The sequence below is a fragment of the Pseudomonas sp. ML2-2023-3 genome (assembly GCF_037055275.1).
Lineage (GTDB): Bacteria > Pseudomonadota > Gammaproteobacteria > Pseudomonadales > Pseudomonadaceae > Aquipseudomonas.
The window spans coordinates 4,891,596-4,916,455 of record NZ_CP146343.1 but is presented as its reverse complement, the minus strand read 5'-3'; the positions used below and the strand labels follow the sequence as shown (position 1 = coordinate 4,916,455).

At 58.5% G+C, this 24,860-nt stretch carries 22 protein-coding genes; 15 read left to right on the top strand and 7 right to left on the bottom strand.

Going from position 1 to position 24,860, the window contains the following annotated elements; translation table 11 throughout:
• Window positions 1-66 precede the first annotated feature (66 nt).
• The 4 genes from V6P94_RS22655 to V6P94_RS22640 all read right to left on the bottom strand — a co-directional run bounded on the left by V6P94_RS22655 (window position 67) and on the right by V6P94_RS22640 (window position 5,479).
• Window positions 67-2,913, bottom strand: a complete 2,847-nt coding sequence (locus V6P94_RS22655) for a valine--tRNA ligase (RefSeq protein WP_133076282.1) — start codon at window positions 2,911-2,913, stop codon at window positions 67-69.
• A gap of 172 nt (window positions 2,914-3,085) precedes the next feature.
• Window positions 3,086-3,469 (bottom strand): DNA polymerase III subunit chi, encoded by a 384-nt coding sequence (locus tag V6P94_RS22650; RefSeq protein WP_133076281.1) that lies wholly within the window; start codon window positions 3,467-3,469, stop codon window positions 3,086-3,088.
• Window positions 3,470-3,476: 7 nt separating this feature from the next.
• A complete protein-coding gene (locus tag V6P94_RS22645; RefSeq protein WP_326398991.1) occupies window positions 3,477-3,905 on the bottom strand; it encodes a DNA polymerase III subunit chi in 429 nt (142 codons plus the stop codon).
• A gap of 83 nt (window positions 3,906-3,988) precedes the next feature.
• Window positions 3,989-5,479 carry a leucyl aminopeptidase gene (locus tag V6P94_RS22640; protein WP_326397407.1) on the bottom strand — a complete coding sequence of 497 codons (1,491 nt, stop codon included), beginning with the start codon at window positions 5,477-5,479 and terminating at the stop codon, window positions 3,989-3,991.
• A gap of 309 nt (window positions 5,480-5,788) precedes the next feature.
• Between V6P94_RS22640 and lptF the strand changes: the two genes are divergently transcribed.
• The 8 genes from lptF to pdxJ all read left to right on the top strand — a co-directional run bounded on the left by lptF (window position 5,789) and on the right by pdxJ (window position 14,164).
• Complete coding sequence (lptF, locus tag V6P94_RS22635; RefSeq protein WP_133076463.1) at window positions 5,789-6,907, top strand: LPS export ABC transporter permease LptF; 1,119 nt, start codon at window positions 5,789-5,791, stop codon at window positions 6,905-6,907.
• A complete protein-coding gene (gene lptG / locus V6P94_RS22630; RefSeq protein WP_133076279.1) occupies window positions 6,900-7,961 on the top strand; it encodes an LPS export ABC transporter permease LptG in 1,062 nt (353 codons plus the stop codon). Before lptF ends, lptG begins: the two co-directional genes overlap by 8 nt.
• Before the next feature lie 161 nt (window positions 7,962-8,122).
• Window positions 8,123-9,922 (top strand): translation elongation factor 4, encoded by a 1,800-nt coding sequence (gene lepA, locus V6P94_RS22625; protein ID WP_133076278.1) that lies wholly within the window; start codon window positions 8,123-8,125, stop codon window positions 9,920-9,922.
• A 5-nt stretch (window positions 9,923-9,927) separates the two neighbouring features.
• A complete protein-coding gene (gene lepB / locus V6P94_RS22620; protein WP_019822043.1) occupies window positions 9,928-10,782 on the top strand; it encodes a signal peptidase I in 855 nt (284 codons plus the stop codon).
• Window positions 10,783-11,000: 218 nt separating this feature from the next.
• Window positions 11,001-11,690: a ribonuclease III gene (rnc, locus tag V6P94_RS22615; RefSeq protein ID WP_003440162.1), complete on the top strand. Its 690-nt coding sequence runs from the start codon at window positions 11,001-11,003 to the stop codon at window positions 11,688-11,690.
• Window positions 11,683-12,585, top strand: a complete 903-nt coding sequence (gene era / locus V6P94_RS22610) for a GTPase Era (protein WP_019822047.1) — start codon at window positions 11,683-11,685, stop codon at window positions 12,583-12,585. The genes rnc and era overlap by 8 nt, the downstream gene beginning before the upstream one ends.
• A 95-nt stretch (window positions 12,586-12,680) precedes the next feature.
• Window positions 12,681-13,370: a DNA repair protein RecO gene (gene recO / locus V6P94_RS22605; RefSeq protein WP_219261658.1), complete on the top strand. Its 690-nt coding sequence runs from the start codon at window positions 12,681-12,683 to the stop codon at window positions 13,368-13,370.
• Window positions 13,371-13,420: 50 nt separating this feature from the next.
• Window positions 13,421-14,164 (top strand): pyridoxine 5'-phosphate synthase, encoded by a 744-nt coding sequence (gene pdxJ / locus V6P94_RS22600; protein WP_326397409.1) that lies wholly within the window; start codon window positions 13,421-13,423, stop codon window positions 14,162-14,164.
• Between the two features lie 136 nt (window positions 14,165-14,300).
• Here the strand turns inward: pdxJ and mltF are convergent, their stop codons facing one another.
• Window positions 14,301-15,758 carry a membrane-bound lytic murein transglycosylase MltF gene (mltF, locus tag V6P94_RS22595; protein ID WP_133076275.1) on the bottom strand — a complete coding sequence of 486 codons (1,458 nt, stop codon included), beginning with the start codon at window positions 15,756-15,758 and terminating at the stop codon, window positions 14,301-14,303.
• A gap of 285 nt (window positions 15,759-16,043) precedes the next feature.
• Here mltF and purL point away from each other — a divergent pair, with 285 nt between their 5' ends.
• Together purL and V6P94_RS22585 are read left to right on the top strand one after the other, a co-directional pair.
• Window positions 16,044-19,940: a phosphoribosylformylglycinamidine synthase gene (purL, locus tag V6P94_RS22590; protein WP_338648705.1), complete on the top strand. Its 3,897-nt coding sequence runs from the start codon at window positions 16,044-16,046 to the stop codon at window positions 19,938-19,940.
• A 21-nt stretch (window positions 19,941-19,961) separates the two neighbouring features.
• A complete protein-coding gene (locus V6P94_RS22585) occupies window positions 19,962-20,273 on the top strand; it encodes a YqfO family protein (protein ID WP_133076273.1) in 312 nt (103 codons plus the stop codon).
• 72 nt (window positions 20,274-20,345) lie between these two features.
• Here the strand turns inward: V6P94_RS22585 and V6P94_RS22580 are convergent, their stop codons facing one another.
• Both V6P94_RS22580 and V6P94_RS22575 read right to left on the bottom strand, forming a co-directional pair.
• Window positions 20,346-20,912: a murein L,D-transpeptidase family protein gene (locus V6P94_RS22580; RefSeq protein ID WP_133076272.1), complete on the bottom strand. Its 567-nt coding sequence runs from the start codon at window positions 20,910-20,912 to the stop codon at window positions 20,346-20,348.
• A gap of 35 nt (window positions 20,913-20,947) precedes the next feature.
• Window positions 20,948-21,505 (bottom strand): NUDIX hydrolase, encoded by a 558-nt coding sequence (locus V6P94_RS22575; RefSeq protein ID WP_133076271.1) that lies wholly within the window; start codon window positions 21,503-21,505, stop codon window positions 20,948-20,950.
• Window positions 21,506-21,650: 145 nt separating this feature from the next.
• Here V6P94_RS22575 and V6P94_RS22570 point away from each other — a divergent pair, with 145 nt between their 5' ends.
• The 5 genes from V6P94_RS22570 to purT all read left to right on the top strand — a co-directional run bounded on the left by V6P94_RS22570 (window position 21,651) and on the right by purT (window position 24,843).
• Window positions 21,651-22,253, top strand: a complete 603-nt coding sequence (locus V6P94_RS22570; RefSeq protein ID WP_133076270.1) for a CoA pyrophosphatase — start codon at window positions 21,651-21,653, stop codon at window positions 22,251-22,253.
• Between the two features lie 40 nt (window positions 22,254-22,293).
• The gene (locus V6P94_RS22565; protein ID WP_133076269.1) at window positions 22,294-22,821 is read left to right on the top strand and encodes a gamma carbonic anhydrase family protein; all 528 of its coding nucleotides are present in this window, start codon (window positions 22,294-22,296) and stop codon (window positions 22,819-22,821) included.
• Window positions 22,814-23,023 carry a DUF1289 domain-containing protein gene (locus tag V6P94_RS22560; protein WP_133076268.1) on the top strand — a complete coding sequence of 70 codons (210 nt, stop codon included), beginning with the start codon at window positions 22,814-22,816 and terminating at the stop codon, window positions 23,021-23,023. Before V6P94_RS22565 ends, V6P94_RS22560 begins: the two co-directional genes overlap by 8 nt.
• Before the next feature lie 93 nt (window positions 23,024-23,116).
• On the top strand, window positions 23,117-23,578 hold the full coding sequence (locus tag V6P94_RS22555; RefSeq protein ID WP_019822065.1) for a VUT family protein: 462 nt from the start codon (window positions 23,117-23,119) through the stop codon (window positions 23,576-23,578).
• Between the two features lie 83 nt (window positions 23,579-23,661).
• A complete protein-coding gene (gene purT / locus V6P94_RS22550; RefSeq protein WP_133076266.1) occupies window positions 23,662-24,843 on the top strand; it encodes a formate-dependent phosphoribosylglycinamide formyltransferase in 1,182 nt (393 codons plus the stop codon).
• The last annotated feature ends 17 nt before the right edge of the window (window positions 24,844-24,860 follow it).

Below are 24,860 nucleotides of genomic sequence, written 5' to 3'. Positions count from 1 at the left end.
AAGCCCGTTCCTGCAGAGTTGAACCCTGCGGGAGCGGTCTTGCCCGCGATCAGGTGCGCAGCGTTATTACAGGCTGGAAATCCGCGCGTGCTGGTCTGCCAATTTGCTCAAGGCCTGTTCGGCTTCGGCCAATTTGGCACGTTCTTTTTCGATGACTTCGGCCGGGGCCTTGTCAACGAACGCGGCATTCGACAATTTGCCGCCCACTCGCGCAACTTCGCCGTGCAAGCGCTGGATTTCCTTGTCCAGGCGCGCCAACTCTGCATCTTTGTCGATCAGGCCGGCCATCGGCACCAGCACTTCCATCTCGCCTACCAGAGCGGTAGCGGACAAAGGTGCTTCGGCGCCGTCTTGCAGCACGGTGATCGATTCGAGTTTAGCCAGCTTTTTGAGCAAGGCATCGTTCTCGGTCAGACGGCGCTGGTCTTCGCTGCTGACGTTTTTCAGGTAGAGCTGCAATGGCTTGCCCGGGCCGATGTTCATTTCGCCACGGATGTTACGCGTGCCGAGCATCAAGCCCTTGAGCCATTCGATATCGTCTTCGGCCGCCTGGTCGATGCGTGCTTCGTTGGCCACTGGCCACGGTTGCAGCATGATGGTCTTGCCTTCAACGCCGGCCAGCGGCGCGATGCGCTGCCAGATCTCTTCGGTGATGAACGGCATGAACGGATGCGCCAGACGCAAGGCAACTTCCAGTACACGAACCAGCGTGCGACGGGTGCCGCGCTGACGTTCTACCGGAGCGTTTTCGTCCCACAGCACAGGCTTGGACAGTTCCAGGTACCAGTCGCAGTACTGGTTCCAGATGAACTCGTACAGCGCTTGTGCGGCCAGGTCGAAACGGAACTGGTCGAGGTGACGGGTCACTTCGGCTTCGGTGCGCTGCAGTTGCGAGATGATCCAGCGGTCGGCCAGTGACAGCTCGTAGGCTTCGCCGTTCTGGCCGCAGTCCTCGCCCTTGTCCAGCACGTAACGTGCGGCGTTCCAGATTTTGTTGCAGAAGTTGCGATAGCCTTCAACGCGGCCCATGTCGAACTTGATGTCGCGACCGGTAGATGCCAGCGAGCAGAAGGTGAAGCGCAAGGCGTCGGTGCCATAGCTGGCGATGCCGTCTGCGAATTCGTCGCGGGTCTGTTTCTCGATTTTCTTCAGCAGTTTTGGCTGCATCAGGCCGGTGGTGCGTTTGGCCACCAGGTCTTCGAGTTCAATGCCGTCGATGATGTCCAGCGGGTCCAGGACGTTGCCCTTGGACTTGGACATCTTCTGGCCCTGACCGTCACGTACCAGGCCGTGTACATACACGGTCTTGAACGGAACTTGCGGGGTGCCGTCTTCGTTTTTCACCAGGTGCATGGTGAGCATGATCATCCGGGCAACCCAGAAGAAAATGATGTCGAAGCCCGTCACCAGCACGTCAGTGGAGTGGAAGGTTTTCAGCGCGTCGGTTTTTTCCGGCCAGCCCAGGGTGGAGAACGTCCACAGGCCCGAACTGAACCAGGTGTCGAGTACGTCGTTGTCCTGTTGCAGCGCAACGTCCGGGCCCAGGTTGTTTTTGGCGCGGACTTCAGCTTCGTCGCGGCCTACATAGACCTTGCCCGACTCGTCGTACCAGGCCGGGATACGATGGCCCCACCACAGCTGGCGGCTGATGCACCAGTCCTGGATGTCGCGCATCCACGAAAAGTACATGTTTTCGTACTGTTTAGGCACAAACGCGATGCGCCCGTCTTCCACGGCTGCAATGGCTGGTTCTGCCAGAGGCTTGGTCGATACGTACCACTGGTCCGTCAGCCACGGCTCGATGATGGTGCCGGAGCGGTCGCCTTTCGGTACTTTCAGGGCGTGATCGTCAACGCTGACCAGCAGGCCTGCTTCGTCAAAATCAGCAACGATTTGCTTGCGCGCTTCGAAGCGGTCCAGGCCGGCGTATTTGGCCGGCAGGGTGCCGTCGACGGTTTCGTTGAGCTTGCCGTCGAGGTTGAACACCTGGGCAGCAGCCAGCACTTTGGCGTTTTTGTCGAAGATGTTCAGCAGCGGCAGGTTGTGGCGCTTGCCGACTTCGTAGTCGTTGAAATCGTGGGCCGGGGTGATCTTCACGCAACCGGTGCCGAATTCAGGGTCGCAGTAGTCGTCCGCGATGATCGGGATACGACGGCCAACCAGTGGCAGCTCGACGAACTTGCCGATCAGGGCCTTGTAGCGTTCGTCTTCCGGGTTAACGGCAACAGCGGCGTCGCCCAGCATGGTTTCCGGACGGGTGGTAGCAACCACCAGGTAGTCCAGACCTTCTGCGGTCGTTGCGCCGTCAGCCAGCGGGTAGCGCAGGTTCCACAGGAAACCTTTCTCGTCGTGGTTTTCCACTTCAAGGTCGGAAATGGCGGTGTGCAGCTTGGTGTCCCAGTTGACCAGGCGCTTGCCGCGATAGATCAGGCCGTCTTCGTGCAGGCGTACGAAGGCTTCTTTCACGGCTTCTGACAGGCCGTCATCCATGGTGAAGCGTTCGCGGCTCCAGTCTACGGACGAGCCAAGGCGACGGATCTGACGGCTGATATTGCCGCCGGACTGGTCTTTCCATTCCCAGATTTTATCGAGGAATTTTTCGCGACCCAGGTCGTGGCGGTTCAGACCTTGTGCTTCGATCTGACGCTCAACCAGCATCTGGGTGGCGATACCCGCATGGTCGGTGCCCGGCTGCCACAGGGTGTTGCGACCCTGCATGCGGCGGAAACGGATCAGGGCGTCCATGATCGCGTTGTTGAAACCGTGACCCATGTGCAAGCTGCCGGTGACGTTCGGCGGCGGGATCATGATGGTGTACGGGTCGCCCGCGCCTTGCGGGGCAAAATAATTCTCTTCTTCCCAGGTTTTGTACCAGGAAGTTTCAATGGCGTGCGGCTGGTAGGTCTTATCCATGCGCGGCGGGACCCTATTGGCATTAATTCAGGAAAGCCGACAAGTATAGCGGGGTGGGACTGCGCGGGGAACCTATTGCTGTTGTGGGAGCAGGCTGGCTCGCGATACGGGCGACGGGGTGCATCTGGTTCATCAAGGCGCTGCAATCGCGAGCAAGCCCGCGCCCACAGGGTCAGCTTTGATGTTGTGCGAGCAAGCGCTCCATATGCGCATCGAGGCGGCGTTTGATCTCGGTTTCGATGTGCGGGGCGAAGTCGTTGATCACGTCCTGCATGATGGCCTGGGCTGCCGTGCGCAGCTCTTTGTCCAGATGCACCAGCAGTGCGTCCGGGGCTTTTTCTGCCACGGGTGCCGGGGTAATGCCGACCAGCGGTATTTGCTCGGGCTCGGGTTCTTCGCTGATGACTTCAGACAACAATGGAATCTGCGCGTCTTCACCGCCCACCATCTCGGTCAGCAGCGGCGGTTGCAGGCCCTCATCGCCGAGCAGCTTGCGAATGGACTCAAGATCATCGAGCAGGTGTGCAGCTTTTTGCGGCGAATTGGAGGTGTCCATCGTGTGCTCAGAGTCGTTGTAGCTTGTGGTCTTGCAGAGGATAGCCCTGTTCACGGTAGAAGCGGAAACTCTCCCGTGCGGCCAGTCGGACGGTGGGGTCTTCGACCACCACTTCAGCCACGCGGGCGAAGCGTTTGAAGAATTCGGGGACTTTGAGGTCCAGGTTGATCAGTAAGTCCTGATGGCTTGGCGGTGCTTCTGTGCAGCCCATGACAACGACGCCGTCGGGTTCGTCTTCGGTGTTGCTGTGGGGCACGAAGCTTTCGCCCTTGAAGCGCCACAGGCGTTCATCCAGATCCTGACGTTGAGCGCTGTCGGTGCAGTGTAAATACACCCTGTGGCCCAGACGCCAGGCCTTTTCGGTGAGTTTGCAGGCGAAATCCAGCCGCGCGGAAGGTTCGGCGCTGGGCAGGATATAAAAGTCGACCTTGGTCAACTCGGTGTTGGGTTCCGGGGTCATTGCGGTTCCTGAATCGGGACCGCGCCGCCGTCAGGCGGCGCAGCCTTCGATTGTCAGCTTCAAGCGTTGGCGCGATCGAGCAGGTATTGAGTCAGCAGGGGTACAGGGCGGCCACTGGCACCCTTGTCCTTGCCGCCGCTGACCCATGCCGTGCCGGCGATATCCAGGTGAGCCCAGTTATAGGCCTTGGCGAAGCGCGACAGGAAGCAGCCTGCGGTAATGGCGCCACCTTTGGGACCGCCGATGTTGGCCATGTCGGCGAACGGGCTGTCCAGCTGTTCCTGGTACTCGTCGAACAACGGCAGTTGCCATGCACGGTCGTCTGCCAGTTTGCCGGCTTCCAGCAGTTGGCCGATCAACTCGTCGTTGTTGCCCATCAGGCCGGAGGTGTGAGCGCCCAGCGCAACCATGCAGGCGCCGGTCAGGGTGGCGATGTCGATCACGGCCTGAGGCTTGAAGCGCTCGGCGTAGGTCAGTGCATCGCACAACACCAGGCGGCCTTCGGCGTCGGTGTTGAGGATTTCGACCGTCTGGCCGCTCATGGTGGTCACGATGTCGCCCGGGCGTGCAGCACCGCCGCTCGGCATGTTCTCGGCGCACGCCAGGATGCATACCAAGTTGATCGGCAGTTTCAGTTCCAGTACGGCGCGCAGTGTGCCGAACACGCTGGCAGCACCGCCCATGTCGTACTTCATTTCATCCATGCCGGCGCCCGGCTTGAGGCTGATGCCGCCGGTGTCGAACGTAATGCCCTTGCCGACCAGTACGTACGGTTTTTCGGATTTCTTGCCGCCTGCGTAGTTCATTACGATCAGGCGAGGTGGCTGGTCACTGCCCTGGCCTACGGCATAGAACGCGCCCATGCCCAGATCCTTGATTTTCTTCTCATCAAGAATCTCGACTTTCAGGCCTTTGAATTCCTTGCCCAGATCCTTGGCCTGTTCGGCCAGGAAAATCGGATGGCAGATATTGGGTGGCAGATTGCCCAGATCGCGGGTGAATGACATGCCCGAAGCGATCGCCTGGGCGTGGGACACGGCGCGCTGAACTTCAGCCTGTGCTGCTTTAATGGTCAGCAGGGTGATTTTCTTCAGGGCACGAGGTTCGGCTTTCTGGCTTTTGAAACGGTCGAAGGTGTATCCGCCGTCGATCAGGGTTTCTGCCAGCAGGCGGTTTTTGCTGTAGCTGTCACGACCCTTGACCACCAGTTCGTCGAGAGCAAACACCGCATCGCTGCCGCCCAGGCCTTTTAATACGCCCAGTGCGCCGCTGATGATTTTACGGAACGGGCGGTCGCCCAGCTCGTCATCCTTGCCGGTGCCCAGCAGCAGCACGCGCTCGGCCTTGAGGTTGGGCAGGCTGTGCAGCAGCAGGCTTTGACCGGTTTTACCCGCCAGATCCCCGCGCTTGAGTACTGCGCTGATGGCGCCGCCGGTGAGTTCGTCGATGATGGTGGCGGTAGGGCCCAGCTTGCGGCCTTCGCCGATGGCGACCACCAGAGTGGCGGTTTTCAACGTTTCTGGGCTAACGCTTTTTACAACCAGTTCCATGTCGGGGTCCCTGAATCAAATGGTCAACATGCGCACAAACAGTGCTGTTTGCTTGCTTGATAGATGAAGCGCTTCACCTGTGATTAAGGCTGGCGTCAAGGCGGGCAGTTTGAACCCCGCCGCAGGAGCCTGACAACCCCGGTATTTGGCCAGCGGGGTACTTTCAAGACTGCGCAGTGACAGGGGCGGTCATTCACAGGATAATGCGCCATCTTTTTAGACGGCCCGTCTCATCTATGATGAGGTATGGGCCGACTCGTTATGCTGTTTGTTTGGCCGCCTTAGCCTGACGACCCTGGAGTGTCTGGTTTGATCGTCTTCCGTTATCTATCCCGCGAAGTCCTGCTTACATTGAGCGCTGTCAGCGCTGTGCTGCTGGTCATCATCATGAGCGGTCGTTTCATCAAGTATCTCGCTCAGGCCGCCTCGGGTGCCCTGGATCCGGGGTCATTGTTCCTGATCATGGGGTTCCGCCTGCCAGGCTTCATGCAGCTGATCCTGCCGCTGGGGCTGTTTCTGGGTATTCTGCTGTCCTACGGTCGCTTGTACCTTGAAAGCGAAATGACCGTTCTGTCGGCCACCGGCATGAGTCGTCAGCGCTTGCTGGCCATCACTATGGCTCCTGCTGCGCTGATTGCCCTGATCGTGGCCTGGCTCAGCCTGAGCCTGGCACCCCAGGGCGCCAATGAATTTCAGCTGTTGCTCAATAAGCAAGATGCCCTGACCGAGTTCGACACCCTGGAGGCTGGTCGTTTTCAGTCCTTGAGTGACGGCACGCGGGTGACTTACACCGAAGAACTGAGCAATAACCGTAGCCTTTTGTCCGGCGTCTTCATTACTCAGAAGAAGCTCGGAGAGGATGCTGCGGACCGCAGTATTTCTGTGCTGCTGGCGCAAAAGGGTCGCCAGGAGATTCGTCCTGACGGCAGTCGCTGGTTGATTCTGGACGATGGCTATCGCTATGACGGCAATCCGGGGCAGGCCGATTACCGTGCTATCAAGTACGACACCTACGGTGTATTGCTGCCAAAACCGGAAGTCAGCAATGATGTGACCGATCGTGACGCCATCCCGACTCCGGACCTTATCGGCAATCCGGCACCCCGTGCGGTCGCCGAGTTGCAATGGCGTATAGCTTTCCCGCTGCTGGTATTTATCGTGACCCTGATCGCGGTGCCGTTGTCGCGGGTCAATCCTCGCCAGGGGCGCTTCCTCAAGCTGTTGCCGGCCATTCTGCTTTATATGGGCTACCTCAGCATGCTGACCTGGGGGCGAGGCCTGCTTGAAGGCGGCAAAATCCCGTTGGCGCTGGGCTTGTGGTGGGTGCATGGCCTGTTCCTGGTCATTGGCCTGGGGCTGATGTATTGGGAGCCGCTGCGCTTGAAACTGGCAAGTCGCCGTAGTGCCGAGGAGATGGCCCGTGGTTAAGCTCGACCGCTACATTGGTAGCAGTGTGTTATTTGCGATTTTGGCCGTGCTGGGGATTATTCTGGGTCTGGCGCTGCTGTTTGCGTTGATCGATGAGATGCGCAGTATCAGCAGCAGCTACACCATCCTGGATGTGTTCAGTTTTGTCATGCTGACCGCGCCGCGCCGCTTGTATGAAATGCTGCCGATGGCAGCGTTGATTGGCTGTCTGATTGGCCTGGGTGGCCTTGCCAGCAACAGTGAGCTGACCATCATGCGTGCTGCGGGCGTGTCCCTGGGGCGCATTGTCTGGGCCGTCATGAAGCCGATGCTGGTGCTGATGCTGGCGGGCGTGCTGATTGGCGAGTACGTGGTTCCGGCCACCGAGAACATCGCTCAGGCCAATCGCGCGCTGGCGCAGGGTGGCGGTGATTCCCAAAGCTCCAAGCACGGTCTGTGGCATCGTCAGGGTGACGAGTTCATCCACATCAACGCTGTTCAGCCCAATGGCCTGCTTTACGGCGTGACCCGGTATCGTTTTGACAAAGATCACCAGATGCAGTCGGCCAGCTTCGCCAAAAAGGCGCAGTTCGACCAGGGTAACTGGCAGTTGAGCGACGTGAGCACCACGCTTTTTCACGGTAACAGCACTGAAGTTGTAAAGACCCCTGAAGAGCGCTGGGATGTGTCATTGAGCCCGCAGTTGCTCAATACCGTGGTCATGGCTCCCGAGTCGCTGTCGATCGCGGGTTTGTGGAGCTACATCCATTACCTCAAGGATCAGGGGCTGAATAATGGCCGTTACTGGCTGGCCTTTTGGGTCAAGGTGTTGCAGCCGCTGGTAACGGCTGCGCTGGTGTTGATGGCCATATCCTTCATCTTCGGCCCGTTGCGCTCTGTTACTCTGGGTCAGCGGGTATTTACCGGGGTGCTGGTCGGATTCGTCTTCAAGATCGCGCAAGACCTGTTGGGGCCATTGAGCCTGGTGTTCGGTTTCTCGCCGCTGTTCGCGGTGCTGGTGCCGGCTGCCATCTGTGCTCTGGCCGGTTTCTGGCTGTTACGCCGGGCGGGTTGATGAGCGGTCATTGAGTCAATCAAGAGCCTCTATCTCGCGATAGGGGCTTTTTTGTAGGTGTCCATTGGCCTGTGAACGTGACGCTTGGCGAGAGGATCAGGTACAATTCCCGGCTATTTTTCGGCGGGCAGTCTGCCTGCGACTTTTTTGAGTGTTGACCCGTGAGTGATTTGAGTCATATCCGCAATTTCTCCATCATCGCCCACATTGACCATGGCAAGTCGACGCTGGCCGATCGCTTCATCCAGATGTGCGGTGGCCTGAGTGCCCGCGAAATGGAAGCCCAGGTACTGGACTCCATGGACCTCGAGCGTGAGCGCGGGATCACTATCAAGGCCCACAGCGTCACCTTGTATTACACGGCCAAAGACGGCATTACCTATCAATTGAACTTCATTGATACGCCGGGACACGTCGACTTCACCTACGAAGTCAGCCGTTCCCTGGCAGCCTGTGAAGGTGCCTTGCTGGTAGTCGATGCGGGGCAGGGCGTAGAAGCCCAGTCCGTTGCCAACTGCTACACCGCCATCGAGCAGGGCCTTGAGGTCATGCCGGTGCTGAACAAGATCGACCTGCCGCAGGCCGATCCTGATCGCGTGAAGGAAGAAATCGAAAAAATCATTGGCATTGATGCCACTGATGCCGTGACCTGCAGCGCCAAAACCGGCCTGGGCGTCGACGAAGTGCTTGAGCGCCTGGTGCACACCATTCCTGCGCCAACCGGTAACTACGAAGATCCGCTGCAAGCGTTGATCATCGACTCCTGGTTCGACAACTACCTGGGCGTTGTGTCCCTGGTTCGCGTGCGCCACGGCCGCGTGAAAAAGGGCGACAAGATCCTGGTCAAGTCCACCGGCAAGATGCACCTGGTAGACAGCGTGGGTGTGTTCAACCCCAAGCACACGGCTACCACTGACCTGAAGGCCGGTGAAGTAGGCTTCATCATTGCCGGCATCAAGGACATTCACGGTGCGCCAGTGGGCGATACCCTGACCTTGAGCACGACGCCTGACGTCGACGTACTGCCAGGTTTCAAGCGTATCCAGCCTCAGGTTTACGCGGGTCTGTTCCCGGTCAGCTCTGACGACTTCGAAGACTTCCGCGAAGCCCTGCAAAAGCTCACGCTGAACGATTCGTCGCTGCAGTACACCCCGGAAAGCTCCGATGCACTGGGCTTCGGCTTCCGTTGCGGCTTCCTGGGCATGTTGCACATGGAGATCATCCAGGAGCGCCTTGAGCGCGAGTACGACCTGGACCTGATCACCACGGCCCCAACCGTAATTTTCGAACTGCTGCTCAAGACGGGCGAAACGATTTACGTCGACAACCCGTCCAAGCTACCAGACGTCTCTTCGATTGAAGACATTCGCGAGCCAATCGTGCGCGCCAATATCCTTGTGCCTCAAGAGCACCTGGGTAACGTCATTACCCTGTGCATTGAAAAGCGCGGCGTTCAGCACGACATGTTGTTCCTGGGTTCTCAGGTGCAAGTGACCTACGATTTGCCGATGAACGAAGTGGTTCTGGACTTCTTCGACCGTCTCAAATCCACCAGTCGCGGCTATGCTTCGCTTGATTACCATTTCAACCGTTATCAGTCGGCCAATCTGGTCAAGCTCGATGTACTGATCAACGGCGAGAAAGTTGATGCTCTGGCACTGATTGTTCACCGCGACAACGCTCACTACAAAGGGCGTGCGTTGACCGAGAAGATGAAAGAGCTGATTCCGCGTCAGATGTTCGATGTGGCAATTCAGGCTGCTATTGGCGGCCAAATCATTGCGCGCTCGTCTGTTAAAGCGCTCCGAAAAAACGTACTGGCCAAATGCTACGGTGGTGACGTTAGCCGTAAGCGCAAGCTGTTGGAAAAGCAGAAAGCCGGTAAAAAACGCATGAAGCAAGTGGGTAACGTGGAAATTCCACAAGAAGCCTTCCTTGCAGTGCTCAGGTTGGATAGCTAGGTCCTATGTCACTAAATTTCCCGCTGTTGCTGGTCATTGCTGTTGCCGTGTGCGGTTTGCTGGCGCTGCTCGATTTGGTCTTCCTGGCTCCTCGCCGGCGCAAGGCCATTGCCAACTATCAAGCCAGTGTTACTCCGGTTGATATGCAGGTAGTCGAAAAGCTCAACAAGGAACCGCTGCTGGTTGAATACGGCAAGTCGTTCTTCCCGGTGTTGTTCATCGTACTGGTGCTGCGTTCGTTTCTGGTTGAGCCGTTCCAGATCCCGTCCGGTTCGATGAAGCCGACCCTGGATGTGGGCGACTTCATTTTGGTGAATAAATTTTCGTACGGGATCCGCTTGCCGGTACTGGACACGAAAATCATCGAAGTGGGTGATCCGAAGCGGGGCGATGTGATGGTGTTTCGTTACCCAAGCGATCCGACAGTCAACTACATCAAGCGTGTAGTGGGTCTGCCGGGCGACAAGATTCGCTACACCAGCGACAAGCATCTCTATGTCAACGACAAGCCGGTAGCCGAGCAATTGGTGGGTGTCGAAGCTGGCACCCTGGGCAGTGCCGAGTTGTACAAAGAGAAGCTGGGCGAAGTCGAGCACATGATCCGCAAGGAAATGAGCCGCTATCGTGCGCCGCCTGACAAGGAGTGGACGGTTCCGGCCGGGCATTACTTCATGATGGGCGACAATCGCGACAATTCGAACGACAGCCGTTACTGGGATGATCCGAACATTCCCAAAGACGAGCTGGGCATGGTCCCCGACAAGAACATTGTCGGCAAGGCCTTCGCTGTTTGGATGAGCTGGCCGGAGCCCAAGGCGAGCAACCTGCCGAACTTCTCGCGGGTTGGTCTGATCAAGTAGCCAAAAACGGCGCTGTTAATAACAGCGCCGAATGCTTTTCAGGTGTACGAATAAGTCGTATGCCTGAGTATTCAGGATGTGGATTTGAACAAAGCGTTAAGTGTGACGGCGGCGAACAGCCTGTTCCCTGTCCATTTGCTATGCGATAAACGAACATCACTGATCCCTAATATCGGTCCGGTGGTGACATTCGGCCACGAACTCAGCGTGGGTAAATCGTGAGTTTTTCTTTAGAACGTTTAGAGCGTCAGCTCGGCTACACCTTCAAAGACCAGGAACTGATGATTCTGGCCCTGACACACCGCAGTTTCGCGGGGCGCAATAACGAGCGCCTTGAGTTCCTGGGTGATGCCATTCTCAATTTTGTTGCCGGTGAAGCACTGTTTGACCGCTTCCCGTTGGCCCGAGAAGGCCAGTTGTCGCGTCTGCGCGCACGCCTGGTAAAAGGCGAAACCCTGGCCGTACTGGCCCGTGGTTTTGAGTTGGGCGAGTACCTGCGCCTGGGCTCGGGTGAGCTCAAAAGCGGTGGTTTTCGCCGCGAATCGATCCTGGCTGATGCCCTTGAAGCGCTGATTGGCGCCATTTACCTGGATGCGGGCATGGACGCCGCCCGTGACCGTGTACTGGCCTGGCTTGCCAGCGAGTTCGAGACGTTGACCCTGGTCGACACCAATAAAGATCCAAAGACCCGTCTGCAAGAGTTCTTGCAGTCGCGTGCCTGCGATCTGCCGCGTTACGAAGTGGTAGATATCCAGGGCGAACCGCATTGCCGCACGTTCTTCGTTGAGTGCGAAATTGCCCTATTGAATGAAAAAAGCCGAGGTCAGGGTGTGAGTCGTCGTATTGCCGAACAGGTAGCGGCCGCCGCAGCACTGATAGCCCTTGGCGTGGAGAATGGCCATGACTGATACAACTGCAACTCGCTGTGGCTACGTTGCCATTGTTGGTCGACCAAACGTGGGTAAATCCACACTGCTGAACCACATTCTGGGTCAAAAGCTGGCGATCACTTCGCGCAAACCCCAGACCACCCGTCACAACATGCTGGGCATCAAGACCGAAGGCAACGTGCAAGCGGTCTACGTTGATACCCCGGGCATGCACAAGGGCGGCGAAAAGGCCCTTAACCGCTACATGAACAAAACCGCTTCGGCGGCGTTGAAAGACGTCGACGTAGTGATCTTCGTTGTCGACCGCACCAAGTGGACCGACGAAGATCAGATGGTGCTGGAGCGTGTGCAGTATGTGACCGGACCGCTGATCGTAGCGCTGAACAAGACCGACCGCATCGAAGACAAGGCCGAGTTGATGCCGCACCTGAGCTGGCTTCAGGAGCAACTGCCGAACGCCCAGATCATTCCGATCTCCGCTCAGCATGGTCACAACCTTGAAGCCCTGGAGCGCGTGATCGCCGATCACCTGCCGGAAAACGATCACTTCTTCCCGGAAGACCAGATCACTGACCGCAGCAGCCGCTTCCTGGCTGCCGAGTTGGTGCGCGAAAAAATCATGCGCCAGATGGGCGCCGAGCTGCCGTACCAGATCACTGTCGAAATCGAAGAGTTCAAGCAGCAGGGCAAAACCCTGCATATCCATGCCTTGATTCTGGTTGAGCGTGACGGTCAGAAGAAAATCATCATTGGCGACAAGGGCGAGCGTATCAAGCGCATCGGCACCGAAGCGCGCAAGGACATGGAGCTGCTGTTCGACTCCAAGGTCATGCTGAACCTGTGGGTTAAAGTCAAAGGCGGCTGGTCCGACGACGAACGCGCCCTGCGTTCCCTGGGCTACGGCGACCTGTAAGCACGGCACTACCCCCTGTGGGAGCACCGCCGCTCCCACTTTGGTTTTGTGCTGTTCTTCCTGGCAGTGTTTGCCTTCTGAGATAGCTGAGTTCCATGTCCAGCAAAGCCCCCACAGCCCAACTCGCCTACGTCCTGCACAGTCGTCCCTATCGTGAGACCAGCGCTCTGGTGGATTTCATCACGCCTCAAGGTCGCCTGCGGGCAGTGTTGCGCAGTGCGCGGGGCAAGGCGGGCTCGTTGGCCAGGCCCTTTGTCCCGCTGGAAATCGAGTTTCGCGGGCGGGGCGAGTTGAAAAACGTAGGGCGCATGGAGAGCGCGGGTATCTCTACCTGGCTCAATGGCGAAGCGCTGTTCAGCGGTCTTTATCTCAACGAACTGCTGGTGCGGCTTTTGCCTGCCGAAGACCCTCATCCGGCGGTCTTCGACCACTATGCGGCAACGCTTTTGGCATTGGCTGAAGGGCGACCGCTGGAGCCACTGCTGCGGGCGTTCGAGTGGCGCTTGCTGGACGATTTGGGCTATGGCTTTTCCCTGGCTCATGACATTCACGGCGAGCCGGTGGCGGCTGATGGCATGTATCGGTTGCAGGTAGATGCGGGGCTTGAGCGGATTTATCTGGTGCAGCCCGGACTGTTTCATGGCGCAGAACTGCACGGGATGGCCGAGGCTGACTGGACCGTTCCTGGCGCCTTGTCTGCTGCCAAGCGCCTGATGCGTCAGGCACTGGCCGTGCATTTGGCTGGCAAGCCCCTGGCCAGTCGCGAGTTGTTTCGCAAGCCCTGAATAGACCGGTATGCTGTGCGCCGAATCGTCAACTCTTCAGGAGAGCCCCAGTGACCCAAAGCAATCGCATTCTTCTCGGCGTGAACATCGACCACGTAGCCACGCTGCGTCAGGCTCGCGGCACGCGTTACCCTGACCCGGTCAAGGCTGCGCTGGACGCCGAAGAGGCGGGCGCCGACGGCATCACCGTACATCTGCGCGAAGACCGTCGGCACATTCAAGAGCGTGATGTGCTGCTGCTCAAGGACGTGCTGCAAACGCGCATGAACTTCGAAATGGGCGTGACTGAAGAAATGATGGTATTTGCCGAGCACATTCGCCCGGCTCATATCTGCCTGGTGCCCGAAACCCGTCAGGAGCTGACCACTGAAGGTGGTCTGGATGTAGCCGGGCAAGAGGCGCGGATCAAAGCCGCTGTCGAGCGTCTGGCCAAAATCGGTTGTGAAGTGTCGCTGTTCATCGATGCGGACGAGCGTCAGATTGAAGCGTCAAGGCGTGTCGGTGCACCTGCTATCGAACTGCACACTGGCCGCTATGCCGACGCGCAAACCCCTTCCGACGTCGCTGAAGAGTTGCAGCGCGTGGCACAGGGGGTGGCGTTTGGTCTGGCCCAGGGGTTGATCGTCAACGCCGGCCACGGCTTGCACTACCACAACGTGGAAGCGGTAGCGGCAATCAAGGGGATTAACGAGTTGAACATTGGCCATGCGCTGGTGGCGCATGCGTTGTTCGTGGGCTTCAGATCTGCTGTGGCCGAGATGAAAGCGCTGATAGTGGCTGCTGCTAAGGTTTAAGTAGATCAGGTGCGGATCTGATACTGACCCGTAGTCGCTGTCGAGGAACGAAGGCTGCGAGCTCTTGATTTTACGAGCATCGCGATAAAGCTCGCAGCCTTCGTTCCTCGGCAGCGACTACGGCACATGAATCGCTCTACAGCTGTGGCTCTTCCTTGGGCTTGGTCTTGTCGATACCGGGGATGTGCAGCTTGCTGTCAGCAGCCTGATCGCCTTCAAGTTGCGGCTGTGTGGCCCATGTCAGGATGTCGTAGTAACGACGGATGTTGGCCACAAAATGCACCGGCTCACCGCCTCGTGCGTAGCCATAGCGTGTCTTGCTGTACCACTGCTTCTGCGCAAGGCGAGGCAGCATCTTCTTCACGTCCAGCCACTTGTTCGGGTTCAGGCCTTCTTTCTTGGCCAGTTTGCGTGCGTCTTCCAGATGTCCGCCGCCAACGTTGTAGGCCGCCAGCGCAAACCACGTGCGGTCAGGCTCCTCAATGTCATCGTCCAGCTCGCTCTTGATCAGCGCGAGGTATTTGGCGCCGCCCATGATGCTCTGCTTTGCATCCAGGCGGTTGGAAACGCCCATGGCTTGCGCAGTGTTCTGGGTCAGCATCATCAGTCCGCGAACGCCGGTCTTGGACGTTACCGTGGGCTGCCACAATGATTCCTGGTAGCCCATGGCTGCGAGCAGGCGCCAGTCGATCTGTTCTTTTTTTGCGGCATCCTTGAAGAACTTTTCATACTTGGGCAGACGCTGCTGCAGGTGCTGGGCGAAGGTGTAGGCACCCACGTAGCCCAGTACATCCACGTGCCCGTAATAGCGGTCTTTGAGGCGTTGCAGGGTGCCGTTCTTCTCGACCTTGTCCAGGTACGCATTGATCTCGTTGAGCAGGCTGTTGTCTTCACCTGCGGCAACTGCCCAGCGCTGGCTGCGTGCGTCGCCCAGATCAAATGCCACACGAACATTGGGGAAGTACACCTGGTTCATGGCCACTTCGTTGGAGTCGACGAGTGTGAGGTCGATCTGGCCTTCATCGACCATGCGCAGCAAGTCAACGACTTCGACAGCGTCGGACTCGTCGTATTCAATCCCGGGGTATTGCTTCTTGAGTTCGGCAAGCTGCTCGGCGTGGGAGCTGCCTTTAAGTACGGTGATGCGTTTGCCAACCAGATCGGCTGGGGAGGTCGGACGCGATTGCCCGTTGCGATAGATGATCTGCGGCGTGACTTCAAGGTACGGGTGGGAGAACTTGGCTTGTTGCAGGCGCTTCTCGCTGCTGACCAGACCGGCAGCAGCCAAAACAGGGCCGTCGGGTTGGCTCAACTGATTGAACATTTCATCCAGGTTGTCAGCCGTTTCGATTTTAAGCTCTACCCCCAGATCGTCGGCAAAGCGCTTCACCAGCTCATATTCAAAGCCGGTTTCGCCATTGCGATCCTCGAAATAGGTCGCCGGGCTGTTACGGGTGATCACCCGCAGTACCCCGTCCTCCTTTACGCGCTCAAGGGTGCTGGGTTTTTCAACGCAGGCACCGAGCATCAGGAAGAGTCCGGTTGCGAAGAGCCATCTGGCGCAGCGCTGGCGGAATACAGTTAGAGAAAACATCCGCGCAGTATACGCAAAGCTGCGCAGGTGCCATATCTCGACAATTTTTGATCATTCTGATATTGGCTGCAAAAAACCCTGAAACCCCTGTGGAATGGGGGTCGGGTCACTGTCTAAAGATCATAAAAGACCATCTCTGAAGCGGCTGATAGCTATAAAGAATAAGGGTTTGGTCGATTAGCGACGTCTGGTGTGCGTCAGGTGTACCGTTTCGGGTGCCGAGGCGAACGGTTTAGGCTAGAATGCCGGGCCTCAAAGCATACCCCTCCCGAGGCTGTCCCGAAGATGTTGATCCTGCGCGGCGCTCCTGCCCTTTCTGCCTTTCGCCACAGCAAACTCCTTGTACAACTGAGCCTGAAGGTTCCGGCTGTCACTGGTTTGTATGCTGAATTCGCCCACTTTGCCGAAACGACCGGTGAGCTGACCAGCGATGAACAGCAGGTACTGGCTCGTCTCCTGAAGTACGGTCCAAGCGTACCGGTCCAAGAGCCGAGCGGCCGACTGTTCCTGGTGTTGCCGCGGTTTGGCACCATTTCCCCCTGGTCCAGCAAGGCCAGCGACATTGCCCGCAACTGTGGCCTGGCTAAAGTCCAGCGCCTGGAGCGAGGCATTGCGTTCTACGTGGCTGGCCAGTTCAGCGACGCTGATGCCGAGCTGATTGGTGCTGCACTGCATGACCGCATGACGCAAATCGTGCTGGGTAATCTCGAGCAGGCCAGCGGTCTGTTCAGTCACGCCGAGCCCAAGCCGCTGACAGCGATTGACGTGCTGGGTGGCGGTCGCGCCGCGCTGGAAAAAGCCAACGTCGAGTTGGGTCTGGCACTGGCTGAAGACGAAATCGACTATCTGGTCAACGCCTTCAATGGTTTGGGTCGCAACCCGCACGACATCGAACTGATGATGTTTGCCCAGGCCAACTCCGAGCATTGCCGTCACAAGATCTTCAACGCCAGTTGGGATATTGACGGCCAGAGCCAGGACAAAAGCCTGTTTGGCATGATCAAGAACACCTACGTGATGCACAGCGAGGGCGTTCTGTCTGCTTATAAGGACAACGCTTCGGTCATCGTAGGCAGTGTTGCCGGGCGTTTCTTCCCGGACCCTGAAACCCGCCAGTACGGCGCGGTGCAGGAGCCTGTACACATCCTGATGAAGGTCGAAACTCACAACCACCCAACCGCAATCGCCCCGTTCCCGGGTGCTGCGACCGGTTCCGGTGGCGAGATTCGTGACGAAGGCGCAACCGGTCGTGGTGCCAAGCCCAAGGCTGGCCTGACCGGCTTTACCGTATCCAACCTGCAGATCCCAGGCTTTGTACAGCCGTGGGAAGTGCCGTACGGCAAGCCAGAGCGCATTGTTACCGCGCTGGACATCATGATCGAAGGCCCTCTGGGCGGTGCTGCGTTCAACAACGAATTCGGTCGTCCGGCCCTGACCGGTTACTTCCGTACCTTCGAGCAGTCCATCACGACTCCCCGCGGCGAAGAAGTCCGTGGTTACCACAAGCCCATCATGCTGGCTGGCGGCATGGGCAACATCCGCGCCGAACACGTGCAGAAAGCCGAAATCACGGTTGGCTCCAAGCTGATCGTGCTCGGTGGCCCGGCGATGTTGATCGGCCTGGGCGGCGGCGCGGCTTCCTCGATGGCCACCGGCGCAAGCTCGGCTGACCTGGACTTCGCTTCGGTTCAGCGCGAAAACCCGGAAATGGAACGTCGTTGCCAGGAAGTGATCGACCGTTGCTGGCAGCTGGGCGACAAAAACCCGATCAGCTTCATCCACGACGTGGGTGCGGGCGGTCTGTCCAACGCTTTCCCGGAGTTGGTGAACGACGGTGAGCGTGGCGGTCGTTTTGAACTGCGCAATATTCCAAACGACGAGCCGGGCATGGCCCCGCACGAAATCTGGAGCAACGAATCCCAGGAACGTTACGTTCTGGCCGTGGGCGTCGAAGATTTCGACCGCTTCCAGGCGATTTGCGAACGCGAGCGTTGCCCGTTTGCCGTCGTCGGCGAAGCCACTGCCGAGCCGCAACTGACCGTCACCGACAGCCACTTCGGCAACAACCCGGTGGACATGCCACTGGAAGTGTTGCTGGGCAAGGCGCCGCGCATGCACCGTTCAGCAGTGCGTGAAGCAGAGCTGGGCGATGATTTCGACCCGGCAGCGCTGAACATCGGTGAATGTGTTGAACGCGTCCTGCATCACCCGGCTGTAGCGAGCAAGAGCTTCCTGATCACCATCGGCGACCGTACCATCACCGGCCTGGTTGCTCGCGACCAGATGGTGGGTCCGTGGCAGGTGCCTGTGGCTGACGTTGCCGTCACCGCCACCAGCTTCGACGTCTACACCGGTGAAGCCATGGCCATGGGCGAGCGTACTCCGCTGGCACTGCTGGATGCCCCGGCATCGGGCCGCATGGCGATCGGCGAAACCCTGACCAACATCGCAGCTTCGCGGATCGGCAAGATCAGTGACATCAAGCTGTCTGCCAACTGGATGTCCGCTGCTGGTCACCCGGGTGAAGACGCCCGCCTGTACGACACCGTTAAAGCGGTCGGCATGGAGCTGTGCCCTGAGCTGGGCATCACCATTCCGGTGGGCAAGGACTCGATGTCCATGCAAACCCGCTGGAGCGAAGAGGGTACTGACAAGACGGTCACCTCGCCGCTGTCGTTGGTCGTTACCGGTTTTGCCCCGGTGCTCGATGTGCGCCAGACCCTGACCCCCGTGCTGCGCATGGACAAGGGCCTGACCGATCTGGTTCTGATCGATCTGGGTCGTGGCCAAAACCGTATGGGCGCCTCCATCCTGGCTCAAACCTACGGCAAGCTGGGTAAACAGGCTCCCGACGTGGATGACGCAGAAGACCTCAAGGCTTTCTTCGCCGTGATCCAGGGCTTGAATGCCGACGGCCATCTGCTGGCTTACCACGACCGTTCCGACGGTGGTTTGCTGACCAGCGTGATGGAAATGGCGTTTGCCGGTCACTGTGGTGTCAACCTGGTCCTCGACGGCCTGGCTGAAACCGCTGCCGACATTCCTGCGATCCTGTTCAACGAAGAGTTGGGTGCAGTGATCCAGGTTCGCCAGGACTCCATGGCAGACATCCTTGCGCAGTTCAGCGCTGCCGGTTTGGGCGACTGCGTATCGGTCATTGGCCAGCCGCGCAACTGTGACGATGTAAGCATCGAGTTCAATGGCGAGACCGTGTTTGAAGGTCAGCGCCGTCTGCTGCAACGTCAGTGGGCTGAAACCAGCTACCAGATCCAGCGTATGCGCGACAACGCCGAGTGCGCGGAGCAAGAGTTCGCCGTGTTGCTTGAAGAAGACAATCCGGGCCTGAGCGTCAAGCTGAGCTTTGATGTCAACGAGAACATCAGCGCGCCGTACATCAAGACAGGCATTCGCCCTCAAGTGGCCGTACTGCGTGAGCAGGGTGTAAACGGTCAGGTTGAAATGGCAGCGGCGTTCGATCGCGCCGGCTTCAATGCCATCGACGTCCACATGAGCGACATTCTGGCCGGCCGTGTCGACCTGAACGAGTTCAAGGGCCTGGTTGCCTGCGGTGGTTTCTCCTACGGAGACGTGCTGGGTGCCGGTGAAGGCTGGGCCAAGTCGGCTCTGTTCAATGCCCGTGCCCGTGATGCGTTCCAGAGCTTCTTTGAGCGTACCGACAGCTTCTCCCTGGGTGTGTGCAACGGTTGCCAGATGATGTCCAACCTGAGCGAATTGATTCCGGGCAGCGAGCTGTGGCCACACTTCGTGCGCAACCGCTCCGAGCAGTTCGAAGCCCGTGTGGCGATGGTCCAGGTGCAGGAGTCGAACTCGATCTTCCTGCAGGGCATGGCCGGTTCGCGCATGCCAATCGCCATTGCTCACGGTGAAGGTCATGCCGAGTTCGCCAGCGAAGAAGCCATGCTGCAAGCGGATCTGTCCGGTTCTGTGGCGCTGCGTTTCGTCGACAACCACGGCAAGGTCACTGAAAACTACCCGGCCAACCCGAACGGCTCGCCGCGCGGGATTACCGGCCTGACCAGCAGTGACGGGCGTGTCACCATCATGATGCCGCACCCTGAGCGTGTCTTCCGCGCCGTGCAGAACTCGTGGCGTCCAGAAGAGTGGAACGAAGATGCGCCGTGGTTGCGCATGTTCCGTAACGCTCGTGCTTGGGTCAATTAAAGGCTGGGTAGATTAAAAGCGATGTACAAGCTCAGCTTCTTCGTTCCCCCAAGCCACGTGGACGTGGTCAAAAATGCCGTATTCGCCGCCGGTGGCGGACGAATCGGCAATTATGACCACTGCGCCTGGCAGACCTTGGGCCAGGGCCAGTTTCGCGCGCTGGACGGCAGTCAGCCGTTTATCGGGCAAACCGGCCAGGTCGAATATGTCGGGGAATGGAAAGTTGAGCTGGTCGTCGCAGACGATCTTGTCCACGACGTGGTGGCTGCGCTCAAGCACAGCCACCCGTATGAAACGCCCGCTTATGAAGTGTGGCGTTTGGCTGATCTCTAGCTGCAATGCGTATAAAAAACCCGCTGGACCGGTAACGGTCAGCGGGTTTTTTGTTATGTGCGTGGCGTGGGGCTAAGGGCGGATTTCAACCATCGTGCCGTCCTTGACCAGGTTCCAGACTTCGCGCATTTCGTGGTTTTTCATTGCGATGCAGCCATCGGTCCAGTCCAGGGTGTGGAACAGTTCTTCAGGGTTTTCTTCGCTGTCCGGCGTGCCGTGGATCATGATCATCGACCCGGGGTTCACGCCTTCACGCCGGGCGGTGGCCGCGTCGCTGATATTGGGGTAGTTGATGTGCATGGCCAGGTTGAACTTGTCGCTTTTTTTGCGCCAGTCGACCCAGTACAGCCCCTCAGGTGTGCGTTTGTCTCCCTCGCGCATTTTTGGCCCCTTGGGTTGTTTGCCCAGGGAGATGCGGTAGGTCTTGATCGGTTTGCCATCGCTGATCAGTTGCAACTTGCGGGCAGACTTGAGCACAAGAACCTTGTCGATACTTTGCCCGGCGTGCGCAGAGGGTGCCGATGGGGTTGACTGGAGTACCTGATTCTTATCGACGGGTTTGCCGTTTACGGTGATGACAACAGAAGCCTGGCAGGTAACGGCAAATGAAAAGCAAAGAGCAGCGAGCAACCAACGCATTAGAGGGATATTCCTGAGGTGCAAGGCGAACAGCATTATTGTTGGGGTTTGATCAGGCTGGACAGGGGCGCTACAGCCTCGCTGCGCACGGGGTAGGTGTTGTCCCGGCGGTCAGCGAAAAAACATTCTAGGGTACGGCTGACCGTGCGGAAAGCCAGCTCTGACCAAGGGATGTCAGCTTCTTCAAAAAGCCGGACTTCAAGGCTCTCTTCACCGGCTGAAAAATCGAGGCTTTGCAGCTCGGCACGATAAAAAATATGCACCTGATTAATGTGCGGTACATCGATCAGGGTGTAGATATTCAGGTTTTCAACTGCAGCGCAGGCTTCTTCGAGGGTTTCACGTCGGGCTGCATTTTCGACCGTCTCGCCGTTTTCCATGAAACCTGCGGGCAGCGTCCAGTAGCCTTTGCGCGGCTCGATGGCGCGACGGCACAACAGCACTTGTGTGCCCCAGGTCGGCAGGCAGCCGGCAACGATATTCGGGTTCTGATAGTGAATGGTCTGGCAGTGGTCGCACACATACCGCAGGCGTGAATCGCCTTGAGGGATGTGTTGGCTGACGGAGTGGCCGCACTGGCTGCAAAATTTCATGCTGGGGTCTCTGGCTCTGGCGCCTATCTTGGGGGCTGAGGCGGCCTCGCGGCAAGTGCGATATGGCGGCTGCGACACTGTGGGGCTTGGGTGCTGCCCACGATTTGGTGCATGATGCCCGATAAGTGACGGATCGAGATGACCTATGCTGGACGAGCTGCTTGGCCGTGTAAGCCGCTACACCCCGCGCACGCTGGAAACGGAACGGAATTTCCCCGAGGCTGCCGTGCTGTTGCCGGTGACGCGCAGCGCTGAACCCGAACTGATTCTGACCCTGCGTGCCAGCGGGTTGTCGACCCACGGCGGTGAAGTGGCTTTCCCGGGCGGGCGCCGCGATCCTGAAGACCCGGATCTGGTATTTACCGCCCTGCGTGAGGCCGAAGAAGAGATCGGTCTGCCGCCCGGGCTGGTCGAAGTCATCGGGCCGCTGAGCCCTTTGATTTCGTTGCACGGTATCCGTGTAACGCCCTACGTTGGCCTCGTCCCGGACTACGTTGAATACCTGGCCAACGACGCCGAAATTGCTGCCGTGTTCAGCGTACCTCTGGAGTTTTTTCGCCAGGACCCCCGTGAGCACACCCATCGCATCGATTATCAGGGGCGCAGCTGGTATGTGCCGAGCTACCGTTTTGGGGTTTATAAAATCTGGGGGCTCACGGCAATCATGATCGTTGAGCTGATGAACCTGCTGTACGACGACGTCAATATCAATCTGCATACCCCGCCTGAGCGTTCCATTCCAATCTAGAGCCGTCAGCAGACGGCCACGCTGCCTTGAGGACATCTGCATGAAATACAGCCTGGGCGACTCGCTCGTCGAAACCCATCCAGAAAGCTGGACCGCGCCCAACGCCACCCTGATCGGCAAGGTGCGCCTGGAGGAGGGTGCCAGTGTCTGGTTCAACGCCGTGTTGCGCGGTGATAACGAGCTGATCCTGATTGGCAAGAACAGTAACGTGCAAGATGGCGCGGTGATGCATACCGATATGGGCTACCCGCTGACCCTGGGGACGGGGGTGACCATTGGCCATAACGCCATGTTGCATGGTTGCACGGTGGGAGATTACAGCCTGATCGGGATCAATGCAGTCATCCTCAATGGCGCCAGAATCGGCAAGCATTGCATCATTGGCGCCAACTCGCTGATTGGCGAAGGCAAGGAAATCCCGGACGGTTCTCTGGTCATGGGGTCGCCGGGCAAGGTGGTGCGTGACTTGACCGACGAACAGAAAAAACTGCTGGAGGCCAGTGCCGCGCATTACGTGCAGAACGGCCAGCGTTATGCCCGTGATTTGAAGGTGCAGAGCAATGACTGAAGTGGAGCGCCCGGTCGCCTCTCCCTGTGTGAACATTTGCGCATTGGATGACGACGATGTGTGCAGTGGTTGTCAGCGTACCGTGGCTGAAATCACCCGTTGGAGCCGCATGACCAACGTCGAGCGCCGGGAAGTGCTGGTGCTGTGTCATGAGCGGGCCAAGTCCAGTGGCCTGGTGTGGATGCAGGGCGCCAGTACCTGACAAATACCGCTGTCACAGGGGCATGTGGCGGGTACAAAATCGGGTGCGACTCAAGTACCCTGTGCGCCTTATTCAGAGGTGTCGCCCGCTCCCATGCTGTTTCTTATCGCTTATATCGCCAGCGTCGTGCTGATCAACTTCGCGTTCTCAACGGCGCCGCACCTGGACATTATCTGGTCGGCCTGGGGCGGGCTGGTGTTTGTTTTGCGCGACATGGTGCAAACCCGCTTTGGCCACGGTGCGCTGTTGGCCATGCTGGCGGCACTGGTGCTGTCATACATCACCTCTGACCCTTCGATTGCCCTGGCCAGCGCCACCGCGTTCGCCGTCTCCGAATGCATCGACTGGCTGGTGTTCAGCATCACCAAGCGACCCTTGCATGACCGCTTGTGGATCAGCTCTGCGCTGAGTATCCCGATTGATACCTTTATCTTTTTCGGCATGATCGATGCGTTTACCCCGGGCGTGATTCTCATCGCCATGGCGTCGAAATTTGCCGGAGTGACCTGTGTGTGGCTGGCAATGGCCTGGCGACTGCGCAAAGCCGCCGTTTAGTCAGGTAAAATGCCGGCCTTTCTTCCCCTGCAGGCGCAGGTTGTGTGCGCGCCTTCGATGATTTGTTTCCATGAGGACCTGAAATGACCCGTATCGGAACCCCACTGTCGCCGACCGCGACCCGCGTATTGCTGTGTGGCTGCGGCGAACTGGGCAAAGAAGTTGTCATCGAATTGCAGCGTCTGGGGGTCGAAGTGATCGCTGTCGATCGCTATGCCAACGCACCGGCCATGCAGGTTGCCCATCGCAGCCACGTCATCAATATGCTCGATGGCGCAGCCTTGCGTGCCGTGATCGAAGCAGAAAAGCCGCACTTTATTGTTCCTGAAATCGAAGCCATTGCCACCGCGACCCTGGTTGAGCTGGAAGCCGAAGGCTTTACCGTCATTCCGACCGCCCGCGCCACTTCGCTGACCATGAACCGAGAAGGCATTCGACGTCTGGCGGCAGAAGAGTTGGACCTGCCAACCTCGCCGTATCACTTTGCCGATACCTTTGAAGACTACAGCGCCGCCGTGCTGGACCTGGGCTTCCCGTGTGTGGTCAAGCCGGTGATGAGCTCGTCGGGCAAGGGCCAGAGCCTGCTGCGCAGCACTGATGATGTGAAAGCTGCCTGGGACTACGCACAAGAAGGCGGTCGTGCGGGCAAGGGGCGGGTCATTGTCGAAGGCTTTATCGACTTCGACTACGAAATCACCCTGCTGACCGTACGCCACATCGGTGGCACCACGTTCTGCGCGCCGGTCGGTCACCGTCAGGAGAAGGGCGACTACCAGGAGTCCTGGCAGCCGCAGGCCATGAGCCCGATTGCTCTGGCCGAGTCCGAGCGTGTTGCCAAAGCCGTGACCGAGGCGCTGGGCGGCCGCGGCCTGTTTGGCGTTGAGCTGTTCATTAAGGGCGATCAGGTGTGGTTCAGCGAAGTCTCGCCGCGCCCGCACGATACCGGTCTGGTTACGCTGATTTCCCAGGACTTGTCCCAGTTCGCCCTGCATGCACGAGCGATTCTGGGCTTGCCGATTCCGCTGATCCGTCAGTTCGGGCCATCGGCCTCGGCGGTGATTCTGGTGGAAGGGCAGTCGACCCAGACTGCGTTCTCCAACCTGGGTGCGGCCTTGAGCGAGCCGGATACGGCCTTGCGCCTGTTCGGCAAGCCAGAGGTCAATGGCCAGCGCCGCATGGGCGTGGCCCTGGCCCGTGATGAGTCGATTGAAGCTGCACGCGCCAAGGCGACCCGTGCAGCCAAGGCTGTAGTGGTCGAGCTGTAAAAAAAACATCCCCGTAG